This window comes from Streptomyces abyssalis (assembly GCF_001751365.1).
Lineage (GTDB): Bacteria > Actinomycetota > Actinomycetes > Streptomycetales > Streptomycetaceae > Streptomyces > Streptomyces abyssalis.
In genome coordinates this window covers 42,910-63,232 of record NZ_LJGT01000037.1, presented here as the reverse complement: position 1 = coordinate 63,232, position 20,323 = coordinate 42,910, and the positions used below count along the sequence as shown (strand labels likewise).

General features: G+C 71.4%; 20 protein-coding genes and 1 pseudogene. 8 read left to right on the top strand and 13 right to left on the bottom strand.

All coding sequences use genetic code 11. The annotated features are described in order from the left end of the window. Positions 1–35: 35 nt before the first annotated feature. Positions 36–701 carry a response regulator gene (locus AN215_RS03530; protein ID WP_070010258.1) on the bottom strand — a complete coding sequence of 222 codons (666 nt, stop codon included), beginning with the start codon at positions 699–701 and terminating at the stop codon, positions 36–38. Then, a complete protein-coding gene (locus AN215_RS03525; RefSeq protein WP_245694201.1) occupies positions 698–1,975 on the bottom strand; it encodes a sensor histidine kinase in 1,278 nt (425 codons plus the stop codon). The genes AN215_RS03530 and AN215_RS03525 overlap by 4 nt, the downstream gene beginning before the upstream one ends. A 131-nt stretch (positions 1,976–2,106) precedes the next feature. Here AN215_RS03525 and AN215_RS03520 point away from each other — a divergent pair, with 131 nt between their 5' ends. Next, positions 2,107–3,015, top strand: a complete 909-nt coding sequence (locus AN215_RS03520; protein ID WP_070010259.1) for an ABC transporter ATP-binding protein — start codon at positions 2,107–2,109, stop codon at positions 3,013–3,015. After that, a complete protein-coding gene (locus tag AN215_RS03515) occupies positions 3,012–3,857 on the top strand; it encodes an ABC transporter permease (protein ID WP_070010260.1) in 846 nt (281 codons plus the stop codon). Before AN215_RS03520 ends, AN215_RS03515 begins: the two co-directional genes overlap by 4 nt. Before the next feature lie 63 nt (positions 3,858–3,920). On the opposite strand, the gene AN215_RS03510 is transcribed toward AN215_RS03515, so the two are convergent. After that, positions 3,921–4,328: a helix-turn-helix domain-containing protein gene (locus AN215_RS03510; protein ID WP_070010261.1), complete on the bottom strand. Its 408-nt coding sequence runs from the start codon at positions 4,326–4,328 to the stop codon at positions 3,921–3,923. Beyond that, entirely contained in the window at positions 4,325–4,609 is a 285-nt protein-coding gene (locus tag AN215_RS03505) for a YkoF family thiamine-binding protein (RefSeq protein ID WP_070010262.1), read from the bottom strand. The genes AN215_RS03510 and AN215_RS03505 overlap by 4 nt, the downstream gene beginning before the upstream one ends. A gap of 192 nt (positions 4,610–4,801) precedes the next feature. Here AN215_RS03505 and AN215_RS03500 point away from each other — a divergent pair, with 192 nt between their 5' ends. The 4 genes from AN215_RS03500 to AN215_RS03485 all read left to right on the top strand — a co-directional run bounded on the left by AN215_RS03500 (position 4,802) and on the right by AN215_RS03485 (position 9,975). Beyond that, on the top strand, positions 4,802–5,665 hold the full coding sequence (locus AN215_RS03500; RefSeq protein ID WP_070010263.1) for a TIM barrel protein: 864 nt from the start codon (positions 4,802–4,804) through the stop codon (positions 5,663–5,665). A gap of 76 nt (positions 5,666–5,741) precedes the next feature. Beyond that, positions 5,742–6,647, top strand: a complete 906-nt coding sequence (locus AN215_RS03495; protein ID WP_070010264.1) for a 2-hydroxy-3-oxopropionate reductase — start codon at positions 5,742–5,744, stop codon at positions 6,645–6,647. Between the two features lie 3 nt (positions 6,648–6,650). Next, positions 6,651–8,369, top strand: coding sequence for a glyoxylate carboligase (gcl, locus tag AN215_RS03490; RefSeq protein WP_070010265.1), 1,719 nt, complete (start codon positions 6,651–6,653; stop codon positions 8,367–8,369). A 781-nt stretch (positions 8,370–9,150) separates the two neighbouring features. Beyond that, positions 9,151–9,975, top strand: a complete 825-nt coding sequence (locus AN215_RS03485; protein WP_070010266.1) for a hypothetical protein — start codon at positions 9,151–9,153, stop codon at positions 9,973–9,975. 53 nt (positions 9,976–10,028) lie between these two features. Here the strand turns inward: AN215_RS03485 and AN215_RS03480 are convergent, their stop codons facing one another. From AN215_RS03480 to AN215_RS29700, 4 genes and pseudogenes are all read right to left on the bottom strand, one after another. Next, positions 10,029–11,717, bottom strand: coding sequence for an AMP-binding protein (locus AN215_RS03480; RefSeq protein WP_070010267.1), 1,689 nt, complete (start codon positions 11,715–11,717; stop codon positions 10,029–10,031). A 292-nt stretch (positions 11,718–12,009) separates the two neighbouring features. After that, positions 12,010–12,150: a hypothetical protein gene (locus AN215_RS29705; RefSeq protein ID WP_171904122.1), complete on the bottom strand. Its 141-nt coding sequence runs from the start codon at positions 12,148–12,150 to the stop codon at positions 12,010–12,012. Between the two features lie 18 nt (positions 12,151–12,168). Then, a pseudogene (locus tag AN215_RS28350) lies at positions 12,169–12,465 on the bottom strand (zinc ribbon domain-containing protein); the annotation flags it as partial. Positions 12,466–12,644: 179 nt separating this feature from the next. Beyond that, positions 12,645–12,821 (bottom strand): YciI family protein, encoded by a 177-nt coding sequence (locus AN215_RS29700; RefSeq protein ID WP_171904121.1) that lies wholly within the window; start codon positions 12,819–12,821, stop codon positions 12,645–12,647. A gap of 269 nt (positions 12,822–13,090) precedes the next feature. On the opposite strand from AN215_RS29700, the gene AN215_RS03475 reads away from it, so the two are divergent. Then, positions 13,091–14,179, top strand: a complete 1,089-nt coding sequence (locus AN215_RS03475; protein ID WP_245694200.1) for an endonuclease/exonuclease/phosphatase family protein — start codon at positions 13,091–13,093, stop codon at positions 14,177–14,179. Positions 14,180–14,219: 40 nt separating this feature from the next. Here the strand turns inward: AN215_RS03475 and AN215_RS30020 are convergent, their stop codons facing one another. Further along, entirely contained in the window at positions 14,220–15,962 is a 1,743-nt protein-coding gene (locus AN215_RS30020) for a helix-turn-helix domain-containing protein (protein ID WP_245694199.1), read from the bottom strand. 280 nt (positions 15,963–16,242) lie between these two features. On the opposite strand from AN215_RS30020, the gene AN215_RS03465 reads away from it, so the two are divergent. Next, a complete protein-coding gene (locus AN215_RS03465; protein WP_070010269.1) occupies positions 16,243–17,334 on the top strand; it encodes an ArsR/SmtB family transcription factor in 1,092 nt (363 codons plus the stop codon). A 24-nt stretch (positions 17,335–17,358) separates the two neighbouring features. On the opposite strand, the gene AN215_RS03460 is transcribed toward AN215_RS03465, so the two are convergent. The 4 genes from AN215_RS03460 to AN215_RS03450 form a co-directional block, all read right to left on the bottom strand. Beyond that, positions 17,359–18,072, bottom strand: a complete 714-nt coding sequence (locus AN215_RS03460) for a DUF3159 domain-containing protein (protein ID WP_070010270.1) — start codon at positions 18,070–18,072, stop codon at positions 17,359–17,361. Positions 18,073–18,086: 14 nt separating this feature from the next. Then, positions 18,087–18,233 (bottom strand): hypothetical protein, encoded by a 147-nt coding sequence (locus AN215_RS29695; protein ID WP_171904120.1) that lies wholly within the window; start codon positions 18,231–18,233, stop codon positions 18,087–18,089. A gap of 68 nt (positions 18,234–18,301) precedes the next feature. Beyond that, a complete protein-coding gene (locus AN215_RS03455) occupies positions 18,302–18,961 on the bottom strand; it encodes a TetR/AcrR family transcriptional regulator (protein ID WP_070010271.1) in 660 nt (219 codons plus the stop codon). Between the two features lie 166 nt (positions 18,962–19,127). Next, positions 19,128–20,282, bottom strand: coding sequence for an XdhC family protein (locus tag AN215_RS03450; RefSeq protein ID WP_070010272.1), 1,155 nt, complete (start codon positions 20,280–20,282; stop codon positions 19,128–19,130). Positions 20,283–20,323: the final 41 nt, after the last annotated feature.

Here is a 20,323-nt window from a genome sequence, read left to right as displayed (position 1 = left end):
CCCGGCTGCCCTCGCGCTCCCGCCCCTCGCGGACGTCACCCGGAGGGAGCGACGAGTCCCGCCTCGTACGCGATGATCACGAGGTGCACCCTGTCGCGGGCACCGAGCTTGGCGAGCAGCCGGGTCACGTAGGTCTTCGCGGTCGCGACGCTGATGAACAGCTCCGCTGCGATCTCGGTGTTGGACAGGCCGCTTCCGATGAGGGTCAGCACCTCACGTTCCCGGCCGGTGATGCCGGCGGGTTCACCCGGCGGCCCAGCCGGCTGTGCCGGTGCGGGGCGTTGCGCGAACGCCTTGATCAGGCGCCGGGTGACCCCCGGTGCGATGAGGCCGTCCCCCGCGGCAACCACGCGGACCGCCGCGAGGATGTCCTCCAGCGCCATGTCCTTGACGAGGAAACCAGCGGCTCCGGCGCGGAGCGCACCGTAGACGTAGTCGTCGTCGTCGAACGTCGTGAGGACGATGACGTGGGCTCCGCTGCCGGCAGCGGTGATCTGCCGGGTGGCCTGGATGCCGTCCATGCCCGGCATGCGGATGTCCATCACCACGACGTCGGGCTGCTCGTCCGCTGTCAGCCGTACCGCCTCGTCGCCGGTCGCGGCCTCACCGGCGACTTCGATGTCCGGGGCGTCGGTGATGACCATCCGCAGTGCGGCCCGTACGAGCGGCTGGTCGTCGGCCAGTACGACGCGGACCGTCATCGGGCCTCGCGGGCCGGTACCGGAAGGCGGGCGGCCACGCGGAAGCCGCTGCCGGACCGGGGCCCGGCAGTGAACTCCCCGTGCAGCAGGGCCACTCGCTCGCGCATTCCGGCCAGACCCCAGCCGGCCTCGCCGCCGGTCCCGTTGCGGGCGCCGCCGCCGACGCTGTCGCCGTGCCCGCTGTCGACGACCTCGATGAACACCTCGCCGCCCCGGCGGTCGATGGACACCCGGCAGGAATCGCTGCCTGCGTGCCGCACCACGTTGGTGACCGCCTCCTGGACGATGCGGAAGGCGGACATGTCGATCTCCGGTGGAAGCGGGCTGGGTTCGCCCAGCCAGCGGACGTCGACGCGGACTCCGGCGTCCGTCGTCCTCCGGGCCAGCACACCGACGTCCGCCAGGCCTCCGGGACCGGAGCCGGGGGACGGCGCGGCCTGTGGGCGTCGTTCCGGCTCGGCCTGCCGGAGCGCGCCGAGCATCCTGCGCAGCCCGGACAACGTCTCCCGTCCCGCCGTCTCGATGTTCTCGAGCGCGTCGCGCGCTGCGGCCGGCTGGGAGTCGATGACGCGCCTCGCCGCACCGGCCTGAAGCGCGATGATGCCGATACTGTGCGCGACCATGTCGTGCAACTCCCGTGCGATGCGGAGCCGTTCGGCGGTCACGGCCTGGGTCGCCGCCTGGGTCGCCGCCTGAGCGCGCAGCTTCTCGGCGTGGTCGCGGCGCTGACGCACCGAGTTCCCGACGAGCCAGGCGATGACGACGGTGAGGCCCATGTACGGCTCCGGCGACGTCCCTTCATGGCCGCCGTGGATGAGCATCCGCACGACCAGGTACCCGGACTGCACGGCCAGCGCCAGTGCGGCGGAGCCGAGTGAGCTGCGGGGTGGCCGAACGGCCGCGACGAAGCACAGGGCGACGTCCACCGCGAGGAACTGCGGGGGCGGAATCTCGCTCTGCCGCCACGCCGCCGTCGAGACGACGGTGCCGGCGACGACCAGGCCGAAGCCCGCGGCCGGCCGCCGGCGCAGCAGGACGCTGCCGGCGAGCGCCAGCACGGTCGCCGAGACCAGCAACGCCCTGGACGTGCCCGAATCCAGAGCAGTACGGGGGTAGTCGTAGGAAACGCCGTGCCCCGGCACGAGCCACACGAACTCCACGACGGGCCAGATCATCGCCGCGCACCAGACCACGGCCGTCCACACACCCGGATTCCGCCGGCCCCCGGCACGGGAGGACTCACCGAGCAGGGCAAGTGAGGATTCGGCGGACATGCGCCGATCGTAACGACGCACTGCCATGCGGTCATCGGACCACGGGTGTACACCCTGGGGCGGCAACGGCCGCGCCGATTGTCACCACCGGCCGGACGACGTGCGCGGATGCCGCGCGGCACCGTGAGCATGTGATCGAAACCGAAGAACTGACGAAGCGTTACAGCAGGACCACCGCTGTGAACGGCCTCAGCTTCACCGTGCGCCCCGGGCACGTCACCGGGTTTCTCGGCCCCAACGGGGCGGGAAAAAGCACCACGTTGCGGATCATCCTGGGGCTGAGCGATCCCACGAGCGGGACAGCCACCGTCGGCGGAGTTCCCTTCCGGAACCGAAGGCGTGGCCTGCGGCACGTCGGTGCTCTGCTCGACGCGGGCGACGTCCACGGGGGCCGCAGCGCGGCGGCCCACCTGACGGCGCTGGCCCGCAGCAACGGCATCCCGCGGCGCAGGGTCGCCGAGGTGCTGGAGGAGGCAGGTCTGGCAGGCGTGACGGGACGGCGCATCGCCGGCTTCTCCCTGGGCATGAAGCAACGCCTGGGAATCGCCGCCGCGCTGCTGGGTGACCCGCCGGTGCTGCTCTTCGACGAGCCGCTCAACGGCCTCGACCCCGAGGGCGTGACCTGGGTACGCGGCCTCTTCCAGCGGCTGGCCGCACAGGGCCGTACGGTGTTCGTCTCCAGCCACCTGATGTCGGAGATGGAGAACACCGCGGACCAGCTGGTCGTCATCGGCCGGGGCGAGCTGATCGCCGCGGAGAGCCTCGCCGAGTTCGCGGCCCGCGGCGTGCGCACGGCCGTGGCCGTGCGCACGCCCGACCCGGCCGCCCTGACCGCGGCGCTGGCCGCCGAGGGTGCGGCGGTGCGGCCGGACGGCGAAGCGCTCGCCGTGACCGGCCTGACAGCCGCACGGATCGGTGAACTCGCGCTGCAGCAGGGCGTGTTGCTGAACGAACTGACCACCCGTACGTCCTCCCTTGAGGAGGCCTTCATGCAACTGACCGCGGGAAGCGCCGAACACCTCGCCGGAGAGCGCCGGTGACCGCGACGACGGCGGCAGAGCCACGGCCGCCACACGGCGAGCCCTCCGCAGGGTTCCGCTGCGTTCTGGCGGCGGAGTGGACGAAGCTGTGGTCGCTGCGCTCCACCGTGTGGACGCTGGTGATCGGCGCGCTGACGGTCATCGGCTTCAACGCCGGTACGGCGTACGAGGATTACCGCCACTGGCCGGGGTGGGACGCGCGCATGCGTGCCGCCTTCGTTCCCAAGTGGGCGATGCTGGACGCCTTCACGGACGCCGCCGCACTCGGTCTCATGGTCACGGCGGGCACCATCGGTGCCCTCGTCATCGTCGGTGAGTACGGCACGGGATCGATCCGCACGACGTTCGCGGCCGTCCCCGACCGCCGTTCGGTGATGGCGGCCAAGGCGACCGTCGTCACGGTGGTGACCACGGCCCTGGGCGGGACAGTGGCGGCGGCCTCCTTCGGACTCACGCAGGCCATCCTCGGCGAGCGCCACGCCGGTCTGTCGCTCGGTGATCCGGGAGCACTGCGCGTCGTCGTGGCGTCCGCGCTGCTGGGTCCGGTGGCGGCGCTCGCGGGCCTGGCCCTCGGCGCTCTCGTCCGGCACGGCGCAATCACCATGGTCACGCAGTCCGTCCTTCTCTTCCTGCTGCCCATGGGCCTGAGCGACGACCGGTACGTGGCGGCGGTCGTCGACCACTCGCTGCCCTACAGCGCGTGGACCCGGCTGGTTCAGGTCGGCAGCGCTCAGCCGGGCGTCCATCCGTGGACGGCCGCCGGAGCGTGGACGGTGTACGCACTGTGGGCGGCCGCGGGTGCCGCCCTCGCCCTGATCGCGGTGCACCGACGGGACCAGTGAGCGCGGAGGGAGCGGGCTGCGCGGCGCCGGCCGGCGGCCCTGCGGGTCCGGTCCCCGGGAAGGTCAGCCCCCGGGGGGTGGCTGCTCGGCGGCGTCGCCTCGGGTCTCGCGGTTGAGGTAGTTGTAGACGGTGAAACGGCTGACGCCCAGCGCGCTCGCCACGGTCTCGACGCCGTGCCGGACGGAGAAGGCGCCGCGTGTCTCCAGGACGCGGACGACCGACTGCTTCGTCCTGCGGTCGAGTTCGGAGAGCGGCTTGCCGTGGCGGCGTTCCAGCTCCGCGAGGATGTGGTCGAGGGAGTCGGAGAGGTGGGGCAGCCGCACGGCGACGACTTCCCGGCCTTCCCAGCTGAGGACCACGTCGTCGCCCTGAGCCTCCTCCGGGGCGATCATCTCGCCGCCCATGGCGTCGACCAGCGGCTTGACCGCGTCCGCGAAGGGGTGGCCGTCACCGCCTCCGGCGCCGGTCATGACCCGCCGCCCGCGGCGTCCGGAGCGGGATCGCCTCCCGTGTCCGGGAGGACGTTGAGCTGCAGCGAGATACGGGTCGCGCCGGCGCCGAGCGAGTCGCGCAGCAGGGCCTGGACGGTGCCGAGCACCTCCTCGGCCGGGCCCTCCGCCGTATTGCCGAACGGGCCCACGTCGACGGAGTCCAGCGGCGCGCTCTGCACGACCTCACGGGCCACCAGCGCATGCTGCGGGGGCTCATCCAGATCGAAGGGCTCGGTCGTGAACTCAACTCGCAATCGCACGTCGTCAACCTACGGCAACGCCCTCGGCGGAGGCCATCGGAGGCGGGCGGCGGAGGGCCGGCGGCCGCCGGACGTGAGACCTCCGGCTCCGCAGACCTCTTGACAGCTGCCGGGACACGAGAGCACTCTTCCGTAAAGTAGAAACTGACTTTCACGATACGGAACTACAGTCCCGGAGGGAAGGCGATCGCCGTGGCGCCCCTTTCAGAGTTCGCCGGCACCGGCGGCACCGATCACCGATACACCGTCAATCTCTCGATCCTCTTCACCGAGCTGCCCCTGCTCGAACGCCCCGCCGCAGCCGCCGCAGCCGGCTTCACCGCCGTCGAGCTGTGGTGGCCGTGGGTGGACGCGCCCGTACCGGAGAAGTCCGAACTGGACGCGCTGCGGCGGGCGTTGAGCGACGCGGGCACCAGGCTGACCGGCCTGAACTTCTACGCCGGACAGCTGCCGGGCCCGGACCGCGGCGCGCTGTCGGTGCCGGGCGAGGAGTCGCTGCGCTTCCGCCGGAACATCGACGTGGCCGTCGGCTTCGCCCAGTCGACGGGCTGCACGGCGCTCAACGCCCTCTACGGCAACCGCGTTCCCGGCGCCACACCCCAGGAGCAGGACGAACTCGCCCTGGAGAACCTGGTGTCGGCGGCCCGCGCGGCCGACTCCATCGGAGCGGTGCTGCTCATCGAGGCGCTCAACGCCATCGAGTCGCCGAAGTGCCCGATCGTGAGCGCGCCCAAGGCCGTCGAGGTCGCCGACAGGGTCAACGAGGCCACGGGGCTGGGCAATGCGAAGTTCCTGATGGACCTGTACCACCTGGCGATGAACGGCGAGGACCTGCACCGGGTCATCGACGAGCACACCGGCCGCACCGGTCATGTGCAGATCGCCGACAGCCCCGGCCGGGGCGCCCCCGGCACCGGTGAACTCGACTTCCCCGACCTGCTGGAACGGCTTGCCAAGTCGGGCTACGAGGGCCGCATCGGCCTGGAGTACAAGCCCGGCGATCTGCCGAGCGCCGAAAGCTTCGAGTGGCTGCCGCGTCCGCTGCGCCGCGCCTGAACTGCCCGGCACCGCGCTGCTGTTCCACCCGCTCCCCCGTCGTCCCGTACTCCGAGAATCGGAAGGCGAGAAGCTCATGAGCCACACCCCGGAAAAGACCAAGGTCGCCTTCATCGGCCTCGGCATCATGGGCGCGCCGATGGCGCGCAACCTCATCGGCGCCGGCTACGACGTCACGGCGTACAACCGCAGCCAGGCCAAGGTCGAGGCGTTCGTCGAGGACGGCGGCAAGGGAGCCCCGTCCGTCGCGGAGGCGGTGCGTGAGGCGGACGTCGTCATCACCATGGTTCCGGCCTCACCGGAGGTCGAAGAGGTCGTGCTGCACGAGGGAGGCGTGCTGGAGAACGTCCGCTCCGGCGCCCTGATCATCGACATGTCGTCCATCACTCCGCAGACGTCCGTGAACGTGGCGAAGGCCGCCGCGCTGAAGGGAGTCGACGTGCTCGACGCGCCCGTCTCCGGCGGTGAGGCAGGAGCGGTGGAAGGGGCCCTTTCCATCATGGTGGGCGGCGAACAGGAGGTCTTCGACGCCGCGAAGCCCGTGTTCGAAGCGCTGGGCAGGACGATCGTGCTGTGCGGCCCGCACGGCTCGGGACAGACGGTGAAGGCCGCCAACCAGCTGATCGTCGCCGTCAACATCGAGGCTGTCGCCGAGGCCGTGGTCTTCCTGGAGAAGTCGGGCGTCGACCTGCCGGCGGCACTGGACGTGCTGGGCGGCGGGCTCGCGGGCTCCACCGTGCTCGCCCGCAAGAAGGAGAACATTCTCGCGGGCGACTTCCGGCCCGGGTTCAAGACCGACCTGCACCACAAGGACATGGGCATCGTCACGGACGCCGCCCGCGACGTCGGCGCGGCCGTCCCCGCGGGCGCGCTGCTGGCACAGCTCGTCGCCGCGCTGCGGCAGCAGGGCGACGGGGGCCTCGACCATTCCGCGCTGGTGCGCGGCGTGCGACGCCTGTCCGGCGAGAAGGTGGAGGACTGACACATGGCCCCGAAGAGGATGCCCGCGATGAACGCCGCGGTCGCGATCATGGTCGACGAAGGTGTGGACATCGCCTTCGGCTGCCCCGGCGCGGCGATCCTGCCGCTCTACAAGGCAATGGAAGTGGACGGCCGCATCGAGCACTTGACGGTCCGCCACGAGGAGGGCGCGACCCACATGGCCGACGGCTGGGCCCGTACGAACGGGAAGGTCGGCGTCGCCATCGCGACCTCCGGGCCGGGCGCGACCAACCTCGTCACCGGCCTCTACACCGCGCAGGCCGACTCGATCCCGATGGTGTGCCTCACCGGCCAGGCGGTCTCGCCGAAGCTGCACCAGGAGGCGTTCCAGGCGGTCGACATCGTGGAGATCGCCAAACCGGTCACCAAGTGGGCCGTGCAGATCAAGGAGCCCGCACAGATCCCGTGGGTCTTCCGCGAGGCGTTCCGCGTCGCCCGTACGGGCCGTCCCGGGCCCGTGCTCATCGATCTGCCGCTGGATCTGGCCAAGCGGGAGATCACCTACGACGCGGAGATCGACGCGCGGCTGCCCGTCCCCGCTGTCGAACCTCATCTGCCGCGTGTGGAACGGGCGCTGGACATGCTGCTGGCCGCCGAGCGGCCGATGGTGCTGGCGGGCGGCGGCGTCATCCTCGCGGATGCGGGCGCCGAACTGCGGGAACTGGTCGAGGAGTTGCGGGTGCCCTTCCAGGTGACGCTGATGGGCAAGGGCGTCATCGAGGACGACCACGAGCTGAACCTCGGCACGACCGGCATCCAGACCTCGCAGAAGTACGCGAACGCCTCCTTCCTGGAAGCCGACTTCGTACTCGCCGTGGGCGCGCGCTTCGGCGACCGGCACACGGGCGCGAACATCGACGTCTACCGCGGCGGACGCACCTTCGTGCACGTCGACATCGAACCCGGCCAGATCGGCAAGGTCTTCGAACCCGATCTGGGCATCGTCTCCGACGCCGGGCTGTTCCTCACGGCCCTGCTGGCGGCCGCGCGCAAGCGCAAGGCACGTGCGGACGTGGAGGGTTGGGTCGAGCGCTGCAAGGAGCTGAAGCGGACGCTGGTGCGCCGCGAGGACTTCGACTCGACGCCGGTGAAGGCGCCGCGCGCGTACAAGGAGATCAACGAGGCCTTCGACGAGAACACCTGGTTCGTCACGGCCATCGGGCTGTACCAGATCTGGGGCGGACAGCATCAGAAGGCGTATCTGCCGCGGCACTACCAGGTCTGCGGGCAGGCGGGCCCGCTGGGCTGGGAGGTGCCGGCGGCCATCGGCGTGAAGAAGGCGCTGGAGGGGATGGGCCAACCGGACGCCGAAGTCGTGGGCATCGTCGGCGACTACGGCTTCCAGTACCTGGTGGAAGAGCTGGCGGTGGCCGCCCAGTACCACGTGCCTTACGTGCTCATCATGCTCAACAACGAGTATCTGGGCCTGATCAGGCAGGCGGAGATCGGCTACGGCATGAACTACCAGGTCGACATCCACTACGACGACTTCGGCACGGACAACGTCAAGGTCATGGAGGCGTACGGGTGTTCCGGGCGCCGCGTGTGGGAACCGGAGGACATCGCCGGGGCGATCACCTGGGCGCGTAAGGAGGCGGTGGCCACATCCCGCCCGGTTCTCGTGGAGATCATGATCGAGCGCGAGGCGAACACGCCGCACGGTCCGGACATCGACGCGGTGCGGGAGTTCGAAGAGGCGTGACGCCCTGGCGGGCGGCGCGGTCGCCTTCCGGGGCATGTGCGGACGGGGCGGCGCCGCCTCCGCCCCGTCCGCCGCCGTCACGGGGCCGGACCTTCGCGGTCCGGCCCTCGTGCGCGGTCGGCCCTCGCGGGCCGCGCATGCCGCCGCCGCGAGCGGAAGTGCCGTGCGGCTCACGTCACTTCGCGGCACGCCCAAGTCCGCGGCTCCCGGCCGCCGACGGACCGCGGGCGCGCCACCGTCGCCACGGCAGAGGCAGCGGTACGGCCCCACCGCCCAGGGCCCCGGCAACGGGGCCACCCCGACGCCTGGGCCAGCAGTCGCACCACACCCGGGCCGCCCACGGACCGCCGGACTCTCCGCCCCGGGCGCCCCCGGTCGCGACCGACGGAAGTACCCCCCGAGGTACGGCACTTCGCACGCGCCCGGTCGGGCCCAGCCGCCCACGGACCGCCCGAACCTCACCACCCCCGAGCACCACATCCCGCGCCGCCCCGTCGCGACCAACGGAAGTACCCCGCGAAGTAAGGCACTTCACCGCGCACCAAGTCGCCGCTCCCGGCCACCCACGGACCGTCGCGCCCCCGCGCACCGCGCCCCATCGCGCCCTCGTATCAACCGAAGGAACGCGGGGGGCAGTCCCGCCAAGGGACCCCGCCGCGTCCCTCTTCGCACCATTTTCTGTTCCGTTCCTCTTCGGAAACCCCGCCCTTTCGGCGACGATATGAGCAGGCCCTCAATGCCCTTTGCCCGAAGTCCCGCTGATGCCGCTGGAGCCGAAGAGATGGCAGAAAGCGTGCCCGTGAGCTGCCCGGAGTGCAGTCGCGAGCACAACTACACGCCGCCGGTCTATCCGTGTGACTGCGGTGCTCCCGTCGCGCTTCCGCTGATGCGTGACGGGGTGCCCGCGCAGGTGCGGCACCGGACATGGGACGGATCCTGGGTCGAGGTCCGCTGCCCCTCCTGCGGCATGTCGAAGGAGTGGCCGCAGCCCGAACTCGGCTGCGGATGCGGCACGTTGCTGAGGATGCCCGTCCTGCCGCCGCAGCCGGGCCCCGCGCCCGGCGAGCTGCCCGCGGCGGAAGCCGCGTCCGGCCCGGGGCCGGACGACGGCGGAACGGGCCGGCCCGCCACGGCGGGCACGACGCCGGGAAGCGGGAGCGGCGGCCCCTCCGCCCCCGCCCCGGTCAAGCCGCACGGCGCCCAGGAGCAGCCCCGGCACCGGACGCGTCCGGCCTTCCGCCCCGTCACGATCCGTACCGCACAGGACGCGCGTACCGCCGCCGCGGAGTATCTGCGCTGGCTGGGATTCCCCGAGGTGCGGGTGACGGAGAAGCGCCCGGCCTCCGGCGTGGACGTGCGCGGCGCCGGCATCATCGCGCACGTCGATCCCACGACCGCCCCGACGACGATGCGCGAGGTCGAGACGCTCTGGCTGAACGGCCTCAACGAAGACGTCGACACGGCCTGTTTCTCCCTGGCCGGCTACTCGCGTGAGGCCCGCACCCGCGCGGACTCGCTGTCCGTCGCCCTCTTCGTCCTCGACCTGACGGGCATGCCGCAGGCCGTCAACGACCCGGCCGACGCCCTGATCCGCTCCGTCTGCTGACGCACGGCCCGCGCCTCGCTTCCTCCCCAACCGCCGGGCCGCCGCGGCGCCGCTCAGCGCTTCTCGCGGAACTCCTCCCCCGGCCCCTGAGCCGCGTGCGCCCGCAGCTCGACGCGGCGGATCTTGCCGGAGATCGTCTTCGGCAGCTCGGCGAACTCGACGACGCGGACCCGCTTGTACGGCGCCAGCGTCTCCCTGGAGTGCGCGAAGATCGCCTCGGCCGTCTCCTGCCCCGCCTCCCATCCCTCGGCGAGCACCACGTACGCCTTGGGTACGGCCAGCCGCAGTTCGTCGGGCGAGGGCACGACCGCGGCCTCGGCGACCGCCTCGTGCTCCAGCAGAGCGCTCTCCAGCTCGAACGGTGAGATCTTGTAGTCGCTCGCCTTGAAGACGTCGTCGGAGCGGCCGACGTAGGTGATGTAGCCGTCCTCGTCGCGCGAACCGATGTCGCCCGTACGGTAGTAGCCGCCGGCCATGGCCTCGTCGGTGCGCTCGCCGCTCCCTCGGTAGCCGGTCATCAGACCGACGGGACGGGCCGACAGATCGAGGCAGATCTCACCCTCGTCGGCGCCGGCCTCGCCCGACACCCCATCGAGCAGCGTCACCTCGAATCCGGGCATGGCACGTCCCATGGAGCCCGGCTTGAGCTGCTGCCCTGGCGAGTTGGCGACCTGCACCGCCGTCTCCGTCTGCCCGAACCCGTCGCGGATGGTCCTGCCCCAGGCGCGGCGTACGTGCTCGATCACCTCGGGGTTGAGCGGCTCGCCCGCCGCGACCACCTCGCGGGGCACGGCCGTCAGCTTGCTCAAGTCGGCCTGGATGAGCATGCGCCACACGGTCGGCGGTGCGCAGAAGCTGCTGACGCCGGCCGACTCGATCTCGGCGAGGAGGCGGTCCGGGTCGAAGCGCGTGTAGTTGTAGATGAAGATCGTCGCCTCGGCGTTCCACGGGGCGAAGACGTTGGACCACGCGTGTTTGGCCCAGCCCGGCGAGGAGATGTTGAGGTGTACGTCGCCGGGCTGCAGCCCGATCCAGTACATCGTCGCCAAGTGACCGACGGGGTACGAGACATGAGTGTGCTCGACGAGCTTCGGACGGGCCGTCGTCCCGGAGGTGAAGTAGAGCAGGAGCGTGTCGTCGGCGCGCGTCGGGCCGTCCGGCTCGAAGTCGGCGGACGCGCCGTAGGCGTCCTCGTAGGCGAGCCAGCCGTCTCCCGGGCCGTCGGCACCTCCCACGGCGATACGGGTGTAGCCGCCCTCCACGTCTGCGAACTTGCCGGTGTCCTCCGCCCGTACGACCACGTGCCGCGCCTCGCCCCGCTCGATCCTGTCGGTCAGGTCGGCGGGGCCGAGCAGCGGAGTGGCGGGGATGACGACTGCGCGCAGTTTCATGCAGGCCAGCAGGGTCTCCCACAACTCGACCTGGTTTCCCAGCATCACGATGACGCGGTGGCCGGGCGCGACGCCCCGCGCGCGCAGCCAGTTGGCGGTCTGCGCCGAGCGGTCGCGCATCTCGGCGAAGGAGTAGCGGGCGGCGGCGCCGTCCTCCTCGACGATGTGCAGCGCGGTGCGGTCGTTGTCACGGGCCACGGCGTCGAACCAGTCCAGCGCCCAGTTGAAGTGCTCGGGCCTGGGCCAGGAGAAGGCGGTGCGCGCCGCGTCGTAGTCCGTCCGGTGCCGCAGCAGGGTGTCCCGGGCGGCGCGGAAGGCGTCGGTGGGGCTGGTGGGCTCGGTCGCCGTCATCGTCACTCCTCGGGTGGCGCTTTCTCCGCTGCCGGTGCGCCATCGGCGCTTCCGCCGGGCTTCGCAGGCCCCGGGCCTTCGCCGGCCCGCCTGTCCGGCTCCGCCCGTACGGGCGTGCACCGGGCGCCCGCACGTCGGTGCGCCCGTACGCCGCTGGTCACACTGCGGATCATCCTGAGTCACGCGGCGGCCGGGCACCACCCCCGGGCAGCAGTTCCTACCGCGGCCGAGGATGCCGGTCCCGGCAGCTCGGCTCCGTTCCACTCGCGTCCGGGCACACCCACGTCGGCTTCTACTCGGCGACCGGGGGCGCCTCCCCCACGGGGCGCACGATCACCGGAGGGCTGACCGTGCCCGCCGGGACCGGGCACTGGTGGATACGGGCCGTGATCTCGGTCGCCCGGTCGAAGCTCTCTCGCACTCCAGCAGCCATTGACTTCCGCTCCCTGCCTCAACGGGTGGGGATTCCTGCCACGGTCGGTTGACCGTCTCGGTGGGTTCCTGCTTCATCGCGCTGTGCCGGTAGGAGTACCGGTCTTACCTGCGCTCGACAGGCTGTCACCGCCAGTCCGGCGGCCTTGGCGACGCTGACCGCCGCGTTGATGTCCCGATCGAGGACGGCCCCGCACGCCCCGCACGTCCACGTCCGAATATGGAGGGGCTTGGGGCCGCCCTTGACTCCGCACACGGAGCAGACCTGCGAGGTCGGCTCGAAGCGTCCGATCTTCGTGAAAGTGCGCCCGTACCGCGCTGGCATCAGCGCACCGTAGCAAGGGGCTGGCAGTCGTTTCTCCAGATAGATCAGCTGGAACCCGGTCGCGCCCTGAACCACCTTTGACGCCAGGCGACCAACCCGGACCTTCCGCGAGAACGATGCGATCCTGGCGTCGGAGCCCAGAACCCGGTCCTGACCGAACACCCTCAAAATCAGTTACGGGACAACCTCAGTTCGCCGGACGCGGCCAGGTCCTCGTTGAGCCTCCCCATGAAACCGACCATCGCCTTCACGTCGTCCTCCGTCCAGACGGGTGTGTCCCCGGACGCGCTGCCGTCCATGGCGTCGTAGTCGGACTGCGTCCCCTGGAGAAGGATCATGAACTTCACGGCGGGTCTCCTCACTCGCGTTCTCGCCCCGCTTCGGGGGCCTGTACGAGTGATGGACATCCGGTGACGCCGGAACTCATCGCCCAGAACCGCCCGCACCTTCCGAAAGGGGCAAGGAGGGCCATGGCACCCGCATATGAAGCCGTGTGGGGGGAGTTCTTGACGGTCACGCGACCGTCACCGTCAGGTCTCGTCGTGAATGCGCGGACGAAGAAAAGATCAGAAGGACGTGCGCCCGAAGACGAGTGCGATAAGGCACCATCAAGAACGTGTTGACGGGGGACCGGAACCAGCGCATCAAGCGAGGCGGCGGCCGTGGCACGGTGACGGGGCATCCGCTCCAGCCCACCGCACGGCCCGTCCGCCCCCGCTATGAGCGCGTACGGCGCGAAGAGACACCGCGGCGGACGCGCCGGCGTCCGATGGCCTGGTTCGTCGGCTTCGTACTGGCCCTCCTGAGCGTGCCGCTCACCTTCCGCGGCATGAACGACGACGGGCCCACGCCCATCGCCCAACTCCTCGCCTTCCTGCCGTGGTTCCTCGTACCGGGATGGCTGGCGCTGCTGTACACGGTGCTGGCCCGCCGCGGCCTCCTCGCCTTCTGGGCCATCGCCGTCCTCGCGGCGACCGTCGGCTACACCCTCCCCCAGGGCCCCGACGCACCGGCCGGCGCCGCCGAACGCACCGGCAAGGCGCGCTTCCGCGTCCTCACCGCCAACCTGCGCCTCGGCACCGCGACGGAGTCACTCGTCGATACGCTGCGCCGGGAGCGCCCGCAGCTCGTCGCCGTCCAGGAGTGCGACAACCGGTGCGCGGAGGCGCTGCGCGGAGCGCGGATGCAGGAGGCCTACCCCTACCGGCACATCATGGAGGCCCCCGGGGCGGGCGGTTCGGCTCTGCTGAGCGCGTTCCCGCTGGAGGAGAAGGCCTCGCTGCCGGGGCAGCTGGCCATGCCGAACGCGGTCGCGGACGTCTCCGGCACGCCTGTCAAGGTGCAGGTCGCCCATCCGATGCCGCCGAATCCGGACGCCCTGGGCACCTGGCGCAAGGAGCTCGGCGCGCTGCGCTCGTACAGCGCTTCGCGCGGCGAGACCCCCGCGATCGTCGCGGGCGACTTCAACTCCTCGCAGGACCACGCCTCCTTCCGCGCCGTCCTGCAGACCGGGCTGAACGACGCCGCCCGCCTCACCGGCCAGTCCCGCACGCCGACCTGGCCCAACAACACGCCGCTGCGTCCGATGGGGGCGCAGATCGACCACGTCCTGGTCAGCGACCCGCTCACGGCGGTCGAGGCCGAGTTCCTCGAACTGGACGGCTCCGACCACCTCGCCGTACTGGCCGACGTGAAGCTGTTCTGACCAGGGGAAGGACGAAGGGGCTCAGCCGCACGGCAGCGGGTCACTTCGCGCGGTACTCGATCATCACCGGCTCCTCGCCGAAGCCGATCCGGTCGCCCTCCCGGGCGGGCGTCGTGCTGCCGTCCATGTGCCGCAGGCGCTGCGCGCCCCGGCCGAGGGTCACCTCCGCGCGGCCACGGGTCGTCCAGTACACCCGCAGGGCCCTGCCGTCACGCTCGAAGCGGCAGGTGTAGGCGCCTTCCGCAAGCCCGCTCCGTCCGCCCTCGCCGCAGGAGACGATGCTGGTGTCCTTGAGCCATCGCGCGAGCCTGCCCATCCGCAGCCCGGCTTCCGTCGGCCGGCCGCCCACCGGCTGCACGACGATGGGCAGTCCGGTGCCTCCCCAGTTGTAGAAGTACATGCGCCGCATGCCGTAGTGCCTGCTGAACAGACCCGAGAGGTAGAAGCGCACCGCGTAGTCGCGGGCCCGGCGGGCGTCGAGCGGCTCGGCGAGGACGATGCTCATGTCAGGGCCGGTGTTCCACAAGTGCATGTCGTTGTAGCCCTCCTCGTGGAGGAGCCTGTGCACATCTGCGGCGAGTTCGATGATCTCCTCCGGCGGCCCGTCAGGCTTGCGGGGCGGCATCTTCAGCGCGAGCGCGTCGCAGCTCTCAAGCGCGTCTGTGCGAGCGAACTCCCGGAGCAGGGAGCGGCCCCGCTCGCTGCGCAGGTGTCCGAACGACGGGCAGGCCACCCGGGCGTCCGGGTCGAGGCGGCGGATGATGCGGGCGGCCCGCTCGGCCATCCGGGCCAGGAGGGAGACGGTGCCGGAGAACATGCCCTCGTGGCTGGGGTAGTCCCACAGTTCGTAGGACTCGATGCGGCCCCGGTAGCGCTCGACGACCTTCTCCACGAAGCGGTCCCAGTCGTCCAGATCGTCCGGAGGTGAGGCCAGCGAATCCTTGAAGATGGGATTGCGGCCGTCGGAAGCCGCCCACAGCGGCGTGCCGCCGAAGGTGAAGAGGACCGGCAGCCGCTCGCGCTCAGCGCTCTCGACCATCCTGTCGAGGATCGTCCAGTCGTAGTCCCCGCGGCGGCGTTCGATGGTGCCCCAGCGGGTCTCGCTGTTCCACAGACGAACTGAGCCGGTACGGAAGCCGGGCATCAGCCCGGTGTCCGTGTTCAGGGTCAGCCCCAGGAACTCCGGTGGCACGGGCTTCGGAGCGAGGGACCACAACGGCCCCTTGAACTGCTGCTCCCCGGGTACGGCCGGGGACCGCTGGCCACCGGCCTTCCCGGCTGCCCTGCCCGGCAACTGCCAGACGCCCGGGTACGAGGTGACGCTGACCGCGGAGGTGACGACGAAGGCGAGCAGCAGCGCGGCCGCCCGCAGCCAGTAGAAGGTGCGCAACGGCGCTGCGAGGGCTGAGCGTTGACCGTGCCCGCCGTACTGACCGCCGGCTGCGGCTTCCGCTCCGTCGTGCGGAGGGGGCTCGGGGCCGGTGTCGTCCGGCCCTCCGTGGACCTGACCGGAGTCGTCCTGCCCGGCGCTCTCCTGCCCGACGGGGCTCTGCCTGCCGTCCGGGCTCCGCCAGGCGCGGTAGAGACGGTCGACCTCCTCATCACTCGCCCCGCACACGCGCGCGATCCGCTCGACGACGCCGAAGCTGCCCGGAACGGTGGCGCCCTGGCAGTACCGGTGAAGCGTGGACCGGCTCAGGCCGGTGCGGTGAGCCAGCGCCGCGTAGCTGCGTCCGCTGCGCCGCTTGAGGTCCTCCAGCTCCTCACCCAGCCGCGACGGCACGGGAGCTTCCCTCCCCGATGACATGGCCTCCCCCTCCTGCCGGCCCCCCGGCCCGGCGGGACGGCGGCCGGGCCGTCCCACATCGATGGAAAATAGCAGCTCACGGCGTCCAGGATGTCCCGTTGTCCCAAGAGTGGCTTTTCCCTTGCAACGGGACATCCCGCACACCAACGTCGAGTGCAGCCGTCGCCGTGTTCCGCCTGCAGGAACAACAGGACACGGCCGGGCGGCGCGCCGCAATGCGGTACTGCGCGAACACGCTTGAGAAATCGGGGGATTCATGCTGCGTGTGCATTTCACCGCGGGCGACATTGCCCGTACGAGGGTCGCCGACGGACCGGACCCGCTCTGGGAGTCCGTACTGAGCCTTCATCAACTCCGGGAGAGGAACCGGGAGCGCGCGCTGGACGACTGGCGCAGTCATGTGCTGGGGCACGGCTCCGCTTCGCTCCGGCTGCTGCTGCCGCTCGTGCCGGCCCGCGGCTATTTTCCCGACTTCCTGACTCCGCCCGAGGGTTCGGAGGGTTTCGAGGCGGGCCTGGAGTCGATGCTCTCCACACCCCGCAGTCAGTTACGGGCCGAGATCGAGAAGCTGAGCAGGGGACAGCCTCGTCCTCCCTGCTCCTGGACGCGTTCCGTCGCCGAGGGCTCCGCACCCGTGCTGCACCGGCTGGGCGAGGCGATGCGCGACTACCGGCGCGTCGCGTTCGGCGCATCGTGGCAGCGCCTCTGTGCCGGCATCGAGGGCGACCGTACGTGGCGGGCACGCGTGCAGTGGTACAGCGGCACGGAGGCGATGCTGCGCACGTTCGCACCCCGCATACGCTGGAATCCGCCGGTGCTCGAGTGCGACTACCCCATGGAGAGCGACATGCATCTGCGGGGTCGCGGGCTGCTGCTGGTCCCGTCCTACTTCTGCCGCCGTACGCCGGTGGCGCTGGCCGATCCGACCCTGCCGCCGACCCTGGTGTATCCGGCACGCGCGCCCGACCGTTCGGGTCACATGACCGGCAGCACCGCGGAGGAGACGGGCGCCCACCTCGCGCGGCTCCTCGGGGTCACGAGGGCGGCCGTCCTGCAGTCCGTCGGCGGCAACTGCACCACGACCGAACTGGCACGGAGAGCCGGGGTCTCGGTCTCCTCGGCGAGCGAGCACGCGGCGGTGCTGCGGGGGGCTGGGCTGATCGCGAGCAGCCGGGAGCGCAATGCGGTGCGGCACATGCTGACGCCTGTCGGTCTCGCGCTGCTGGACGAACGGCCGGGCGTCGTCATCGCGGGCCCTGCCACCGGACGGGACGACGGGCGCCCTCGCGCCGCCCTCGGTGCCGCCGTCGCGGAGACGGCGGCCGCGGCCGGTGCGGACAGCAGCTGAGCTGTGCCTGACCGGGTCGGCCGGTCAGGCCGACCCGGCCGGCTGCTGTCCGGCCGGCTGCTGTGCGGCCAGGGCCTTCAGCCGCTTGCCGGAGCGCCTGCCCGCCCACAGCACCACCAGCAACGCCAGCCCGAGGAGCGGGTAGCCCATCGCGATCCTCGCGACGCCCAGCCAGCCAGTCTCGTCGTCCTCGTACAGCCACTGCCAGACCACGAACCGGGCCGCGAAGACTCCCACGAGGGTGAGCGTGGCGATGTCGTAGCAGTGCCGTGACGGCTTGTCCTTGAGCCAGGCCGTCCCGGTGCCGTTGAGCGCGCCCCAGACGACTCCCGCCAGCGGCCGGCGGACGAGGACCGAGACCAGGAAGAGCACACCGAGGGCGAGGTTGCTCCAGATGCCCAGCAGGAAGAAGCCCTTGGCCGACCCGGTCTGCCAGGAGACGAACGCGGCGACCGCGACACCGAACAGACCGGAGAGAGCCGGCTGGAGCGGTTCCTTGCGCACCAGGCGCAGCACTGAGATCACCAGCGCGACACCGACGGCGGCGCATATGGCGGCCGTCAGCCCGAAGGAGCCGTTGGCCAGGATGAACGCCACGATCGGGAGCATCGTGTACACCAGGCCGGTCGTGCCGCCCATGTGGTCGAGGGGTGTCTGCTTCGCCCGGCGTGCTGAGGGGGCCCCGTCCGGCTCATGGTGGCGGGCCTTCTCGGTGGCGGGAAACGCGGATTCAGTCATGATGCGGGATCAACTCACCAAGTAGTCGTTCGTGTGTACGGGTTGCAGGTGCCGCGCTGCGTGCCGCGGCTACTCCGCGTCCGGCTGTCCGCCCAGGTGGCGGGCGGGCCGAAGAGGTCCTCGACGGCGAGATGCGGGGTCTCGCGCGGAACGGCGGTCATACGGACACTCCCTGGGTCGGTCCCGGTTCGGCCGGCGCGCTTTACGGTCCTCGCTCTGCTCGACGCCCTCATGCGACGGGGTCTCCGACGGCTCCGCCGGTGGCCGTGCGGATCGCACGGGCGAAGCGCCGCGCGAGGGCCGTCACGTCCTGGAACTCCGTGACGTCGGCGCCGGCGAGGATGGCGGCACCGATGTGCTCGTCCATCACCCGCACGACCGAGGCGGCGGCCGCGGCGTGCAGCCGCACCTCCAGATCACCGCCCGGACGTCCGAGACGGTCGCCGACGATCACGCGCATGTCCCGTTCGGTCTGGTCGCAGGCCATCAGCCAGGCCGTGCGGAGTGCCGGCTCGGTGTCGGCGAGCCGGATCATCTTCATCGCCAGCATCTCGTCGGCGATGTCGACGGGCGGCTCCTCGTGACGGAGCCTGGCCAGCTCCGTGGCCAGGTGGTCCTCCAGGGAGCTCTGCCTGGGCCAGCTGCGCAGCACCGTCAGCAGGGTCACGACGCCCTGCATGACGACCGGCTCGGCACAGCTCTCCTTGCTGCGGAAGTGCCGCCAGATGGTGCGCGTGGAGAGCCCCACGGCATTCGCGATCTGGTCGCCGCTCGTAGCGGCCACACCCTGCTCCCAGAACAGGCGCGACGCCTCCCGGGAGATCTCCAGCCGCAGCCGCGCACGCCGGTGCTCGCTCATCCCCCCACCGCTGCGCTTCTCCGTCGTCATGACGCCGCGTCACCTCCCCATTGCACGTCGCCAAGCGACAGTATGGCATTAAGTGACACGATGGGCGAGCGCGAGGGCCTGAAGCGTCCGGGTCCGGGACGCCCGGGAACGCCGCAGCAGGCGGTTCGGCCGGCGGACCAGCCGGGCCAGGAGCTTTGCGGACGCCCTAGCGGTGGATCGGGATGTGCGCCCCCGTCAGCGGGGTTCCGGTGCCGCCGTGCCGTACGGCGACGATCTCGGCGGCGATCGACAGTGCCGTCTCCTCGGGCGTACGGGCACCGAGGTCGAGGCCGATCGGCGAGTGCAGCCGCGCCAGTTCGTCCTCGCCGACGCCCTCCTCACGCAGCTGTTCCAGCCGGGCCAGATGGGTACGGCGCGAGCCCATGGCCCCCACATACGCGATGGGCAGCCGCAGTGCCCGCTCCAGCAGCGGCACATCGAACTTGACGTCGTGTGTCAGTACGCACACGACCGTACGGCCGTCCAGTTCCTGGGAGTCGAGATAGCGGTGCGGCCACTCCACGACGACCTCGTCCGCGTCGGGGAAGCGGGCGGCGGTGGCGAAGACGGGGCGGGCGTCGCACACGGTGACCCGGTAGCCGAGGAAGGCGCCGGTGCGCGCGAGCGCGCTCGCGAAGTCGATGGCACCGAAGACGAGCATCCGGGGCGGCGGCGCACTCGACTCGACCAGCAGCGTCACCGACGGGCCGCACATCGGGTCGCCCTCGCCTGCGCCGGCCCGGCCTCCGGCACCCGGCGCGCCGCCCTCCGTACCCGTCTCGACCGTGGCGGTGCGCCCCGCGTCCAGCAGCGCCCGGGACTCGGCGGCGGCCGTCTCGTCAAGCGCGGCGGAACCGCCGAGGGTGCCGGAGACCTCGCCGGCGGCCGGCACGTACATCGCGCCGCCCATCAGCTGCTCCGGCCCCTCCACGACGCGGGTGAGCGCCACGGCCCGGCCATCGGCCGCGGCCGCGACCGCTTCCGCGTACATCGCGTAGGCCCCGGTGCCCGCGCGTACGGGCGTGACGAGGATGTCGATGACGCCGCCGCAGGTCAGCCCCACGGCGAAGGCGTCCTCGTCGCTGTAGCCGAAGCGCTGGACGACGCTGCGGCCGGATTCCATGGCCTCCCGGCACAGTTCGTAGACCGCACCCTCGACGCACCCTCCGGAGACGCTGCCCACCGCCTCGCCGGCGCCGTCCACGGCGAGCGCGGCACCCGGCTGGCGGGGCGCGCTGCCGCTCACGGCGACGACCGTCGCGACGGCGAAATCGCGCTCCTGCTCGCACCAGTGGTGCAGTTCGGCGGCGATGTCCAGCATCGTTGGCTCCTTACGGGCAAGCGCTGAGGCTGCGACCTGCG

Coding starts and splice junctions, on each gene's coding strand:
- AN215_RS03530 (WP_070010258.1), bottom strand. CDS start 701: ATGACGGTCCGCGTCGTACTGGCCGACGACCAGCCGCTCGTACGGGCC.
- AN215_RS29695 (WP_171904120.1), bottom strand. CDS start 18,233: ATGACCGCCGTTCCGCGCGAGACCCCGCATCTCGCCGTCGAGGACCTC.
- AN215_RS03460 (WP_070010270.1), bottom strand. CDS start 18,072: ATGACTGAATCCGCGTTTCCCGCCACCGAGAAGGCCCGCCACCATGAG.
- AN215_RS03485 (WP_070010266.1), top strand. CDS start 9,151: ATGGCAGAAAGCGTGCCCGTGAGCTGCCCGGAGTGCAGTCGCGAGCAC.
- AN215_RS03480 (WP_070010267.1), bottom strand. CDS start 11,717: ATGACGGCGACCGAGCCCACCAGCCCCACCGACGCCTTCCGCGCCGCC.
- AN215_RS03455 (WP_070010271.1), bottom strand. CDS start 18,961: ATGACGACGGAGAAGCGCAGCGGTGGGGGGATGAGCGAGCACCGGCGT.
- AN215_RS03495 (WP_070010264.1), top strand. CDS start 5,742: ATGAGCCACACCCCGGAAAAGACCAAGGTCGCCTTCATCGGCCTCGGC.
- AN215_RS29705 (WP_171904122.1), bottom strand. CDS start 12,150: ATGGCTGCTGGAGTGCGAGAGAGCTTCGACCGGGCGACCGAGATCACG.
- AN215_RS03525 (WP_245694201.1), bottom strand. CDS start 1,975: ATGTCCGCCGAATCCTCACTTGCCCTGCTCGGTGAGTCCTCCCGTGCC.
- AN215_RS03450 (WP_070010272.1), bottom strand. CDS start 20,282: ATGCTGGACATCGCCGCCGAACTGCACCACTGGTGCGAGCAGGAGCGC.
- AN215_RS03465 (WP_070010269.1), top strand. CDS start 16,243: ATGCTGCGTGTGCATTTCACCGCGGGCGACATTGCCCGTACGAGGGTC.
- AN215_RS03510 (WP_070010261.1), bottom strand. CDS start 4,328: ATGACCGGCGCCGGAGGCGGTGACGGCCACCCCTTCGCGGACGCGGTC.
- gcl (WP_070010265.1), top strand. CDS start 6,651: ATGGCCCCGAAGAGGATGCCCGCGATGAACGCCGCGGTCGCGATCATG.